Here is a 12,353-nt window from a genome sequence, read left to right as displayed (position 1 = left end):
CCTCCGCTAACTCAAATTGTTATTTACTGCCGGCAGTCCAGCGCATACCCCATCCATGGGCTTCATCCAGAGCGCGGTGTCCATTATAAAACTGAACGATCCTCTCAATACTAAATGTTTCATCATTCACGTTGCTGAACATAGCGATTCCGCACATCCCTAAGGAACTTCCATATTCATTCATTCGCACGATAATATCCGGGCCGTCCTTCTGGTTAATGGTAACGACACCGTCCGCTTGCGACCAGTTCGTAACCCCTTCATAAATGTAGGTGAATACGAGGAGTCGTTTGATCTCGGAAATACGTGCACCATTAATACGCAGATTCTCTCCCGTTTTCACTGAACCTGTCCGGTCATCCCCATCCAAAGCAATATAAGGGTACCGATTCAAAGAACCAAACGATTCACCTAACGCCTGGATTACTCCTTTGCTGCCATCCTTCATTTCGAAAAGGCAACCCAGATCCAGATCCAGATCCACGCTCTTGTTTCGCCCGAACAATCCCTTGCTCGTCTGTTGATTCCAGTTCAGATTAATTAGAATCTCACCAAGTCCACCTGCATTTTTCTTCAGATTGATGGTATCGCCCTTTTTCTTCAGCTCAATCTTGCTCAGGTTCAACTCAATCTTGGGTTGAGGCGGTGGAACTGGTGGAGCAGGAGGTTTAGGCGCAGGTGGCTGAGGCACTGGAGGGACGGGCTGTGAAGAAGTCGTGTCGTTCTCCACACTCACGCCAAAGTTACTGCATAGTGCATCCAGTCCACCGGAAAAACCAGCCCCTACAGCGTTGAATTTCCATTCTCCGTTATGTCGGTATAACTCGCCAATAACGATCGCCGTTTCCACGGTAAAACCACTCGCTAAATCATACCGCAACGCTTCCTGTCCGCTATTCGCATGACCAAAACGAATATAAGTGTTCTGAACCTGGCTAAAACTCTGGTTTTTGGACTCCCCTTCATAGATCGTCAGACTGAACGCAATCTTTTCAATACGGGCAGGAATTTGGCTCAGATCGATATCGAACTGCTTTTTATCTGATTGCTGCGGTGTGTCTTTGTAGGTAATAAAACCGCCTGTGGGCTGGTTATAGAAGATAAAATCTTCATCACCCGATACCTTTCCGCTAGCACCAAGAAGAAAAGCAGATGTGTCTAGTTCAAGCGCAGGAGAAGAATCCCAGCCAATGCCTACCGTCAGCCGGGTAAGCCCGGGATTCGTTTTAGTGAGGTCCGTTTTTTGCCCTTTGACGACTGTTACAGCCATAACAGATTCACCTATCCTTCTCTTAATTCGCGTCTAGTCCATAATTCTGGCATAACGCGGCGAGCCCGCCTGCAAAACCACTGCCGATCGCCTGGAACTTCCAGTCTGCACCGGAACGATAAAATTCGCAGAACACAACAGCCGTCTCGGTAGAGAAGTCTTCGCCCAGGTCATAACGTAAAACTTCACGGTCACTAGAAGCATCGACAACACGAACAAAAGCGTTGGATACCTGACCAAAATTTTGTGCGCGTGCTTCATAATCGTAGATCGTTACTGTAATGCCGATTCTCGTGATGTTTGCAGGGACCTTGCTGAAATCTACGATGATCTGCTCATCATCGCCCTCTCCCTCACCTGTCCGGTTATCTCCTGTGTGAGTCAATGATCCTGCGCCGCCTGTTGGATTGTTATAAAAGACAAAATCATCTGTTCCTTTGGCTTTGCCATCCTCATGAAGCAGGAAAGCGGAAGCATCCAAGTCGAAATCGACTCCGCCACTATATTTGTTGGTATCCCATCCCAGGCCCACTACAACTTTAGTCAGACCAGGGTTTGTTTTCGTAAGGTCAATCCGCTGTCCTTTAGCCAAGCTAATCGTCATCTATTCGTCCGCCCTTCTTTTCAGCAAAAGATTTTAATGTAATGAAAAGGAAAACCGTCAGATCGACGGCTTTCCGGTATTGCTATACATGCACAGCTTGATTAAAAAGTTCTATTGCAAGCCATAATCCCGAGTCAGTCCAACCAGACCGTCTTGGTAACCACTACCGATTGCGCTGAATTTCCACTCGCCGCTATGACGGTACAACTCTCCAACGACAACACCTGTCTCAATAGAGAAATCTTCGCCCAAGTCAAAACGGATCAATTCTTCGGAATTCGCTTCGTTTACAATGCGTACGTAAGCGCGTGATACTTGTCCAAAGTTTTGGCTGCGCTCCTGCGCTTCATAGATCGTAATGGTAAATGCAATTTTCTCAACATCAGCCGGAACGTTAGGCAGATCGATTTTCACTTGCTCATCATCGCCATCGCCTTCTCCAGTGCGGTTGTCCCCTGTATGCACGACAGAACCGTTCTCATTTTGCGGATTATTGAAGAAAATAAAGTTTTTCTCCCCGTTTACTTTACCGTCAGCGTTAGCGCAGAATACGGAGACATCGAGGTCAAAATCTTTGCCGCCGTCATATTTGTTCGTATCCCAACCCAAACCTACAGTGATTTTAGCCAGTCCCGGGTTTGTTTTTGTTAAGTCAATCTTTTGACCTTTAGACAGATTAATAGCCATTCAAGATTCATCTCCGCTCACTATAATTTTAGTTGCTGAATTCATTTCAGGTAATCCTCATTTTTACGTATAACGACGAGCAAGCTCATCGATATGTACAGCATGAGCACCTTCACCAATAGCTGAGAATTTCCATTCGCCACCATGTCGGTACAGTTCTCCACAGATGAGGGCTGTCATACCCGCATAACTATCGGAGAGGTTAAAACGAACCAATTCTTGCGAATTGCTACCATCCAGGATACGAATATAAGCACGTTCAATCATTCCAAAATCCTGTTTACGATTAACACAATCATATATGTTCACGACGATCAGAATTTTATGAACATCAGCAGGTACGACGGAGAGGTTAATTTTGATTTGCTCATCGTCCCCTTCACCTTCGCCCGTCAAATTATCTCCGGAGTGAACGACAGATCTACATAAACTCTGTTTGTTATGAAAACAAACCAGATTTGTTTCTTTGGTTAACTTTCCATTTTCACCTAATAGCAAAGCTGAAGCATCACAATCGATATTGGCTTGTTTTTTTCTCCCGAAAAACCCTTTCGAGGCTACAGGGTCCCAACCCAAACCGGCGATCACATGGGTTAATCCAGCTTTACCTTTGGTTAAATCAATTTTCTGTCCCTTTACCAAGTTAATACCGGCCACTAATATTCACCTCCTTTCAACTTCCCTATCAAACAGATACTAGAGACTAAACTCACCTGGATTCAGGCCCAGAACAGTACAAATTTCCGCTACTACTCTGCGCTCTTGATCATCAAAGTTACCATCAGCAGCACCAATAGCACTGCATACACCTACAATGACACGCCCTACTTCAGGTTTGGACTTGAACTTGGCAATCGCCTTCAAAGCTTCCTGCTTCCCGATCTCAGGGGAAAATTCGAAATTATTCACATAATGATTGAATCTTTCAATCACAGTTGTCATATCAAAAACCTTCAATTCCTGACTCAGGTTAATGTAACCCGCCATCTTGTTCTTCTCTGAGGCATCAACGGACCCATCTGCAAAAGCAACCAGGGCACAACCAGCTACTACAGCATCCATGAAATCTTTGTTCTTAAATCGCTTGACTTGATCCTCTAACCCTTGCTTGGTTGAATTGAGCCAATTCTTAAAAGCACTCATATGTACCCTCCGTTAACTTCATAATAAATGCATTTATTCTGGTCAATACACTGTAAAATTCCAGTATACTGTTTACAACCTAAATGTCAGAAATCAACAGTTAAATTCTTCCTCAACTATACTCTTTTCTGTGCCAATTTTCTACAATAAAAAACAAAAACCAATCTTTTATACCACTTCATACTTTTTTCTAATATAATTCGTAATTTATTCATTTCATCTACAATTTATTACAATATTCGACATCATATTTCGACAATAAATGCACATATGAACAATATCTTTTGAAGAAAACAGGAATCATATAATCTCCAAAATTTGCAGATTTATACCAAATAACATAAATTAGTACTAGAGAAAATCTTTAATTTAATCTATTACATGACAATCCGATCTACACGCTACATACCAGTCCCATATCTACGAACGGAGGAATATATGAAATCAAAATCAAACTACTCCAAGCTGTTCGGTGCCTTTTCCCTTACGTTTCTAGGAGATGGATTAACGCTCGCTGCCGTCCCCTGGCTTGTCTCCACCCTAACAACGGATACGTTATATGCATCCATTACGATGACTGCCCTGCGATTACCTTGGCTGATTTTTAGCCTGCCGGTTGGCGTATTGATCGACCGATATTCACGCAAACATATGCTGGTTGGAGCCAGCTTTACCCGGATGATATTTCTATTGTTCCTGACGATCTGTATCTGGGGAGGCTGGATCAGCATACCTCTGCTTGCCTTGTTTATGTTCGGGATTGGTCTAAGCCGCGTTGTCTTTGACAGCACCGTGCAGACGATCATTCCTCAGGTTGTAGAGGAGAAAAAACTGGAAAAAGCCAACGGCCAATTTACTGCCGGGCAACTGATCACCAGTGATATTCTGGGCGTAGCGCTTGGCGGATTCATTATTACGATGCATATCGTCTACCCTTTTGCCATTGACACCGTGACGGCTATACTCTCGTTGTTACTTATTAGTGGTCTGCGCGGCAGCTTTCATCCCGCGAAATCAAAAGAATCCCAAGTTCAGGAACAGGCGGAGAAGGAAACTCGCCCGATGAAAAATTGGAAACGCGAGATGTGGTCCGGCATTCAGTATGTGTTTCAAGACCGCTTTCTTCGCGGCCTGGCCATCTTGTCGGTAACGATTACGCTAATGTTCTCGATGATTCTGGTCACTCAGATTTTCTTTGTACGTGAAGTATTACAGCTGGAAGCGTATGCCTTCGGTATTCTGATTTCCATTGCAACCATCGGCAGTATTCTGGGGAGTCAGGCTGTGGCTTATATGCGGAAACGCTGGAGTTCCAAGCAACTCATTCTGCTCTCCATCCTGTCGATGGGGCTACTCTATGGAGCTGTTGGTCTAACGTCCAATGCGTATGTGGTCGGTGGTCTATACTTCTGCGCAGCCTTCTTCATTGTTGTCTACAACGTGATCCGTTCGTCGATCCTGCAACGCTCCGTTCCAAATGAACTGCTCGGACGTGTAGGCAGTGTGTTCCGTTTTCTGTCGTTTGGCATAAGCGCCATCGGCACCTTGCTGGGCGGATTGCTCGTTCGCGTGAGCGAAACCTTTTTCGACCGTCTGTTCTCACTGCAATTGCCTTATCTGTTACTTAGCGTCGTTTACATCCTGGCCTGCTTCCTGTTTGCTTCCAAAATGCGAAATGTAGCTGAGCAGTGACAGTAGCAATCGTCAATATACACATATCGTTGATTCGTCTGCTTTAAAAACAGTGACAATCTTAACTATCGTTTCAGCATGAGGCTATCGTTGGATCTCCATGTTAAAACAAAAAAGCGGACTTGGAAGGAATATCCTACCCGAGTCCGCTTTTGAATTCATTCTGTCTTTATATAGCTATAATCAAGCCGGATTAATTCAGTTCTGCATTCAAGCAGATCGAACCATGCTGACGCACGTTAACGACAATGACTGGTGTATCCAGCATACCGCGCATCCAGTTCATATACTCTTCTGCCTTCTCGTTTGGAACAATCGCCAGAATAACACCTGCGAATCCACCACCATGCACACGACATGCGCCATCGCCAAGGTTGCTCAGGTAGTTCTCGGTCAAGGCGAGTGCCACAGAGATCTCTTGTTCACGGGAAGCCCCGCCTTGATACACGTTCTGCAACCATTTCCATGAAGAGTTACCCGATGCAGTGATCAGTGACAAGAAGTCAGCAAAACGTCCTTCACGCAAAGCGGATACCTGTCCATCCACACGTTTGTTCTCAGCCAGGAAGTGCAATGCACGTAACACCGCACGGTCTCCGGCTGCTTCACGAATTGCAGGCAATTTGGCATAAATATCTTCTTCTGAAATTTCACGCACGTATTCAGCGCCAAGTGCTTTCGCAACGGCTTTCATCTCGTTAGGTACAGATGCATAATCTTCTGTCAGGTCAGCATGGTTGCCACCTGTATTCACGATGACCAGGGAATATCCGTTCTCTTGGAAATTCCACTCCACAGGCTCAATCACAGGTTCAGCCGGATTAGCAAAATCAATCGAGATCAAACCGCCATATGCACAGGCCATCTGATCCAGTAGGCCGGACGGTTTGTTCCAGTAATGATTTTCCGCATATTGTCCGATTTTTGCCATTGTCACGACATCCAGCTTGCCATCGTTATAGAAATGGTTCAGGATCGTACAGATCAACATTTCGAAGGATGCAGAAGAACTGACACCCGAAGCCGCAAATACGTTACTGGAGATATCCGCTTTGAATCCACCAATGTTGAATCCAAGCTCTACAAAGCCAGCTGCCATACCACGAATCAATCCGGTAGTACCGTCATCTTCCACATTAGGTTTCAAGTCCGCAAGGTTGATGACATACTTTTTGTCGTATCCCTCGGAGTAGAACGTAATTACGTTATCGCCTGTCGGCACAGCCACGGCAATCGTGTCCAGCGTAATGCTTCCCGCGAGCACTTTACCATGGTTATGGTCCGTATGATTACCGCCGATCTCACTGCGACCCGGGGAACTGAATAGATGCATTTTCTCCTGCTCACCGAAATGCTCACGGAACGAAGCGTCCAGCTTCTCGTAACGGGCACCCTGCTCCTCTACATGCTGTGGTCCGTACATTTCCGCAAGCAAAGCCTGTCCCTGTTTTGATTGAATGAGTTCTGTTACCTGTGTGGTCATCTCTATTCCTCCCATTTCATATGCAAGCGGTATGTAACCGCTATCCCTTATGTCGTCTAAAATCCTTCATCGGATTAGCCATCCCCATTATCTCAGCTTCTGAGCCGAAAAGGTAGGGCAGAATTGAAATTTTGGAAGCGTTTTTTGAAACATGTGTCCATTTGAAAAAATACGTAACCCCTAAATTGAACGAGATTATGGAATATGAATCTTGCTGGTGCATTTCCTTCCATATTTTCGTTAAAAAGCTGTGGTTATATACATACGGATTACAGTAATTTACGTGAGTAATCTATGGGCCGAAATGATTTAGGCTGTTTCGTTGTGTTATATCGTATGGTGGACTCTGCCTGGTAATAAAGAAGAAAAACCTTCAAGACTCCTGCTCCATCAGGGAGGAAAGTCTTCAAAGGTTTGACTTCGGATTGATCGGGTTTCAATGCACAGTTCAGGTTGCATACATCAACCCGTACCGTAGCTAAACACATCGATTGTCATTCGCTTCATCTTATTGAATGCTCGACATTTGCGCCGAGATGGATACGTTCCCCTCTTTTACAACCACCTCGTTGAAAAAAGGTTCGAAGAATGAAGCAGGCACATATGTTACGCCTTTCTTAGATAGAACGGGTACAGGCAACTCCACATCTTGAGTCAGATTGATGACTTTCAGTTTTCCCATAAACTTAGCCAGCGTACTGCCATCCTTCACGATAACGGATTGGATACGGTCTTCCACACGAATAGCTTTATCCGCTGCGATCCAGCTTACCTCATATCCCAAAGACTCTGCCGTAGCACGCAAAGGCACCAAGACGGTTCCTTTATGCTCGAAAGGCATCAGTTCGGGCTTACTTGTCTGAATCGCTTTGCCGTTCACGGTTAAAGTGTAGGCTGGTTCGGACGCGGCTGCACTGACTTTGGTGGCTGAAGCATATAGCGCACCGGCTACGGTGACAACGCATAGTGCGGTAGCAAACAGTATCCATTTTTTCATAGCAATGTCATCCCTCCATCTTCAATTGGTAATCTCTCTATTGGGATAAACGTGATCGCAACGGGTTTAGTTTCATAGAAAAAATATTGTTTTGCTGATTTATGTATTCACTCTATAAACGAATAATTATAGTAGAATGATTACTATAGGGATTTCCTAGATTAACTTGTATTATTCCCCACCAAAAGATTTTGAGCAATTATTTCGAATTCCAAATGTAATACTGCAATACTGAAATTATCAAATAACTCTATGAATTGATCATTGAAACTAAACGTAGTCTATCTAACGCCTTGTAACAATAAAGGTATGTGTCTGCGTTACCTGTGTTTATCAAATCTATTGGAAGGTGATCTCATTGAAGCATGTCCTTTTTATGCTATTTTTACTTGTTAGTACTCAGCTAGTTTCCTGCACAACCATAGATCAACATTCTGTTGTAGATTACACTCAAATGGATATCCAAGATCCGCGTCAATCTAATTTTAGCGATTCACCATATAAAGATAAGATGGTCACTGCTGCCATCAACTATTTGGAGAAATTTTTGATTGATATGAAAAGTGGTGAACAAGCAAAGGATTGGGATCATGTGCAAGGATATTTGGTGAATTTCCAGGAGTATGATGAAACAGCGAATGCCTGGTTCATTAAAAGTAATGGCGAAGCCGTTTACGTACCATTTGCGTTTATTGAGAAGCACGGGACCATAACGGTGGATGGGATCACAGGCTATAGTGTGAAGAATATGATGGACAAGGCTACAGATGATCCGGATCGAATAATGTTCGAACGCCAGATTAATGATGCGGTTAAACAGCTATCCAATTCATCGAATGTATGGGATAGCATATCTTCTTGATTCTAAAATTGCTCTTCACTAAGCATCCAGAACAGCCAGGATACTGGACTACTCATCAGATTCAAGATCCATATCGCAAGAAAAGCTTATCCGCTTCAATAAGATGAAGTAATGATAAGCTTTTCTTTGTTTATTTTAGCTTTACCACCTATTTCACAAGGGATGCAGAACCAGATGTAAAATTATTCGCTCTCTGCTGTTGAACCTCATCAAGATATTGGGTGAATCGGGATTCTCCAGAGTAGCTTAGAAATAACCATTCCAACGCTCGTGTCATTCCGATATAGAAACGAGACACTTCACGTTCATCGACTTCATCTTTTTTCCCCGCTTTGCGAGGCATTGTCTCAATCGAGATGATAAACACGGCTCTGAAATCCAGTCCCTTTGCACTGTCAATCGTTAATACTTTGATACTGTCCTCTTCGCGATTAAAATTCTTCTTGGACTGATCATCCCGCGTTACCCAATTATACGTCAGACTGTTATCGTCCAGAGTTTTTCCCAATTCTTCAATAATATTTACTTGATTGGATTCCTGTACCCTGTACAAAATGGCAATATCCTTCAGAGCAAATGATTTTTCACGACGTAAATAGTCTATGGATTTGGAAACAAACTCCATTTCAAGTTTTGTACTCTTACTTCGATAGATCAGAGGTTCAGGACCTCTGCGTTTCGTGAACTGAGGAGGAATAATCTCAATCGCATCAGCCCCGTTACTAATAACTTTCTGCTGTAACTTGGACTGATCTTTATAGAAATCCCAGGCAAACTGCACAATCTGTGCCGTATTCCGGTAATTAATCGTTAAAATCTTGGAACGGCCACGGAAGTCTAATCCGGTATCCTGTGCCAGGCTGTTTTTACGTTTGAAGATGGTTTGTGCCCGGTCCTCTACGAGTAACAGCGACTGCGTCTCATCATTGAGGCATAAGCTCACCAGCCTCAGCCAATCTGCATCAAAGTCCTGTCCCTCATCAATCAGAATGGCATCATACTTCGGTAATTCTTGTTGCCCCTGTTCCACCTTTTCCAGCAAATCGGGCAGTTTCCTGTCTATGATTCGAAACTGCTGTCCAAGCCACGAGTGGAACGTTTTCACCTGAATATTAGATTGGAGCTCGGAAGACGTAGTCTGCGCAGCAAAATCAAATAAATCCTCAGGCTCCGCCAACTTCTGTACAATGGCCTGTTTTAGATACTGTGACAAGGTTGAACCATAGCAAAGTACAAGGATATTCCAGTCTGGATGCTCCTTAGCGAGCATGCTTGCACGACTGACAAGAACGAGCGTTTTACCACTACCGGCAACACCGCGAATCAAACGATGCTTATCCCCAACCTGCTTCGACATCTTCTCCTGATGTAGGTCCATCGTCTTAATATTATGCAAGGATAACAGGAGCTGATCCTGATGAGGCACAACTTCTTTGCGCTCCGCACTGATTCGCACTTCAGGAAACAGATGGTAGCGGATCGCCTGTATATCTTCATGTGTCAAGCTATAACGATTCCGAGTAGGAACCGTGAACATATGTAGTAATTTCTCAATCAATATCTCTGCCGAGAAATCTTCATCATCTGGGTCCATTTCTTCTCTAGTCAGTACAAACAAGGGATCGATTACACTGTATAGGTCCATGTGTAGAAAATCTTGCTGCTTCAAACGACTGAATACCACACCGTAGCCGTAATTGAATTTTAAATATCCTGGTGTTCCCTCTTTGATCAGATTCTTATCCTTCTTCAACTGGTCTGTAATCGAAAAAGCATAATCCCTCGCTTGCTTCAAAGGGCTTCGGGCAGTGACCAACTCACCTGCTGTATTACGAAGCGTCCATTCATCCCGATTCACTTGATGCAACGTGCCTTTGGTATAATCCTTCACTTCCAGTACCAGCAATCCTAAATCAGGTCCGATAATGACAAAATCCGGTCTTCTCCCGCGAATTTCAGGTTCATAATAAATGATATATTCTTCAGGCAGATGTTTCTTTAACGTCTCAAATAATAGTCGTTCTCCTGCTGTCGCCTTCTTCGGAATTACTTCTGGTACTGTATTCGCCATGCCAATCGCTCCTAATTCTAATGATCTAAACTTGCTATAATTTCATTATCTACTAGTCCACCACAATTTTCCACATTTAAAATTCGCAGTTGTGCAAATGTACAGATTAAATTCATTCTTTTTTCCTGAATCTTTTGTAGTAATGTATCTCATAATCGCTTATTAGGTTTCTTAATAACTATATTTATGTTAAGGTTTACCAATCTATCCATCAGATCACAGCCTTAGACAGATAGAAGCACTATGAAAAAAAGAGGTGACACTACATGCAAACCAAAAATGAAAGGCTCCCCTCACTCTTTTTACTTATATACACGGTTCTATTACTTATCAGTTACAGCATTTATGTGATTTTAGAGAATACCAGATTAAGCCATGCTCAACAGTGGCTTTCTGAGACTAACATTACACAAAATGATGTTGACTCCATTAGCCAGCTTGGAAGATGGACAACCCTATCAGAGTCGGTGTTCCTCATTATAGTTGTGCTTGCAATGATTGTTGTAATGTATCGGTATCAGAAGAAACCTGTCAATCAATTTTTTATTGGGAGTCTAGCACTGTTTGTTGGATTTGCAGTAGCTAGTTACGTCATTTCGCTTATGAGTTCCATGCCTATTGGCAACTTAATTCAACCCGTAATCATACCTACGTTTATACTCATTGCCGTTTATATTTATCGGTTATGGAGAACAAGATATGAAAAATAGAAACCAGACTACATACTCTAAAGGGTGTGTGGTCTGGTTTTCATTTGAATGCTCTATACTAGTTCTATTGGAGATATTCAATCCCATCCGAAGATAGAGCCATACTATGATTTAGAAGTGAAGAGAAACTATCCTCGCTCAAAATAGGCATGCAACCGATACAGACATATTTCCCGTGTCCAGCGATATAACACTACCCGTTCCTCCGATCCTGTACTTCCACATTCAGCGAGAATACGCCATTTTCGAACCGCGTCATACTTCCCTTTACTCCGCTCCACTTGGACATGGGCATGTCAATGATTAGCTTCTCAAATCGTTTTGCAGTTACTTCATTCCATTCCACGAGTGAAGCCTTACCCTCGTCCAAGAGGTCCTTTCGTTTCCGATACTCCTTTGCCGTCAGGTACGTATAGAAAAATTCAAAAGCTTGTCAGTGGCTTGGAACTGCTCATGCTTCTTATTATGCTGAAGATTGACCGCTGTATTCATTCCATCCATCTTTACTGCTCTATAGTAAATCTCATTATCTTCTACTGCAATATAATCATTTGTCTCTACATTTTTTACTTTAAATAGTTTTGTCCCTTTTTTATACTTGTTGGAGAACAGATTAGGTAATTTATCACTCTCTTTTGTAGAGTGTTTTTTAATTGTTCCAATTTCGATTTCCACATCAGTTGTAGGAATAATGTCAGTTGTCACCTTGTAAACCCCATTCTCCCAAGTTACGACATCAAATGCCCAACTTTGAAGTTCATTATGCCCTGAGTTTGAGCATGCCACAAGTAACAACATAGAAGTCAGAATGAATACAAAAGTCCTTCTCATAAA

Annotated in this window: 13 protein-coding genes; 3 read left to right on the top strand and 10 right to left on the bottom strand. The window is 43.2% G+C overall.

What is annotated here, in order from left to right; translation table 11 throughout:
• Positions 1 to 19 precede the first annotated feature (19 nt).
• The 5 genes from BLQ13_RS07220 to BLQ13_RS07200 all read right to left on the bottom strand — a co-directional run bounded on the left by BLQ13_RS07220 (position 20) and on the right by BLQ13_RS07200 (position 3,704).
• Positions 20 to 1,270, bottom strand: coding sequence for a TerD family protein (locus BLQ13_RS07220; protein ID WP_090917597.1), 1,251 nt, complete (start codon positions 1,268 to 1,270; stop codon positions 20 to 22).
• A 22-nt stretch (positions 1,271 to 1,292) separates the two neighbouring features.
• Complete coding sequence (locus BLQ13_RS07215; protein ID WP_090917594.1) at positions 1,293 to 1,874, bottom strand: TerD family protein; 582 nt, start codon at positions 1,872 to 1,874, stop codon at positions 1,293 to 1,295.
• A 111-nt stretch (positions 1,875 to 1,985) separates the two neighbouring features.
• Positions 1,986 to 2,561, bottom strand: coding sequence for a TerD family protein (locus BLQ13_RS07210; RefSeq protein ID WP_090917591.1), 576 nt, complete (start codon positions 2,559 to 2,561; stop codon positions 1,986 to 1,988).
• Positions 2,562 to 2,624: 63 nt separating this feature from the next.
• Positions 2,625 to 3,218 carry a TerD family protein gene (locus BLQ13_RS07205; RefSeq protein WP_090917589.1) on the bottom strand — a complete coding sequence of 198 codons (594 nt, stop codon included), beginning with the start codon at positions 3,216 to 3,218 and terminating at the stop codon, positions 2,625 to 2,627.
• Positions 3,219 to 3,257: 39 nt separating this feature from the next.
• Positions 3,258 to 3,704, bottom strand: coding sequence for a tellurite resistance TerB family protein (locus tag BLQ13_RS07200; protein WP_090917587.1), 447 nt, complete (start codon positions 3,702 to 3,704; stop codon positions 3,258 to 3,260).
• A 438-nt stretch (positions 3,705 to 4,142) separates the two neighbouring features.
• Between BLQ13_RS07200 and BLQ13_RS07195 the strand changes: the two genes are divergently transcribed.
• On the top strand, positions 4,143 to 5,396 hold the full coding sequence (locus BLQ13_RS07195) for an MFS transporter (protein WP_167375665.1): 1,254 nt from the start codon (positions 4,143 to 4,145) through the stop codon (positions 5,394 to 5,396).
• Between the two features lie 193 nt (positions 5,397 to 5,589).
• Here the strand turns inward: BLQ13_RS07195 and BLQ13_RS07190 are convergent, their stop codons facing one another.
• Together BLQ13_RS07190 and BLQ13_RS07185 are read right to left on the bottom strand one after the other, a co-directional pair.
• The gene (locus BLQ13_RS07190) at positions 5,590 to 6,879 is read right to left on the bottom strand and encodes a galactokinase (protein ID WP_090917583.1); all 1,290 of its coding nucleotides are present in this window, start codon (positions 6,877 to 6,879) and stop codon (positions 5,590 to 5,592) included.
• A 508-nt stretch (positions 6,880 to 7,387) separates the two neighbouring features.
• A complete protein-coding gene (locus tag BLQ13_RS07185; RefSeq protein WP_090917580.1) occupies positions 7,388 to 7,876 on the bottom strand; it encodes a copper amine oxidase N-terminal domain-containing protein in 489 nt (162 codons plus the stop codon).
• Between the two features lie 454 nt (positions 7,877 to 8,330).
• On the opposite strand from BLQ13_RS07185, the gene BLQ13_RS07180 reads away from it, so the two are divergent.
• Positions 8,331 to 8,738, top strand: a complete 408-nt coding sequence (locus BLQ13_RS07180) for a hypothetical protein (protein ID WP_090917578.1) — start codon at positions 8,331 to 8,333, stop codon at positions 8,736 to 8,738.
• 148 nt (positions 8,739 to 8,886) lie between these two features.
• Here BLQ13_RS07180 and BLQ13_RS07175 read toward each other — a convergent pair whose 3' ends face one another.
• Positions 8,887 to 10,809: a 3'-5' exonuclease gene (locus BLQ13_RS07175; protein ID WP_090917576.1), complete on the bottom strand. Its 1,923-nt coding sequence runs from the start codon at positions 10,807 to 10,809 to the stop codon at positions 8,887 to 8,889.
• Positions 10,810 to 11,075: 266 nt separating this feature from the next.
• Here BLQ13_RS07175 and BLQ13_RS07170 point away from each other — a divergent pair, with 266 nt between their 5' ends.
• On the top strand, positions 11,076 to 11,519 hold the full coding sequence (locus BLQ13_RS07170; protein WP_090917574.1) for a hypothetical protein: 444 nt from the start codon (positions 11,076 to 11,078) through the stop codon (positions 11,517 to 11,519).
• Between the two features lie 193 nt (positions 11,520 to 11,712).
• On the opposite strand, the gene BLQ13_RS28445 is transcribed toward BLQ13_RS07170, so the two are convergent.
• The gene (locus BLQ13_RS28445; protein WP_167375664.1) at positions 11,713 to 11,889 is read right to left on the bottom strand and encodes a hypothetical protein; all 177 of its coding nucleotides are present in this window, start codon (positions 11,887 to 11,889) and stop codon (positions 11,713 to 11,715) included.
• A 32-nt stretch (positions 11,890 to 11,921) separates the two neighbouring features.
• Positions 11,922 to 12,350 carry a hypothetical protein gene (locus tag BLQ13_RS07165; RefSeq protein ID WP_090917572.1) on the bottom strand — a complete coding sequence of 143 codons (429 nt, stop codon included), beginning with the start codon at positions 12,348 to 12,350 and terminating at the stop codon, positions 11,922 to 11,924.
• Positions 12,351 to 12,353 lie beyond the last annotated feature (3 nt).

The organism is Paenibacillus polysaccharolyticus, from assembly GCF_900102085.1.
GTDB classification, from domain to species: Bacteria; Bacillota; Bacilli; order Paenibacillales; family Paenibacillaceae; genus Paenibacillus; species Paenibacillus polysaccharolyticus.
Note: the sequence above shows the minus strand (reverse complement) of the source record. Positions and strands in the feature narration are given on the sequence as shown.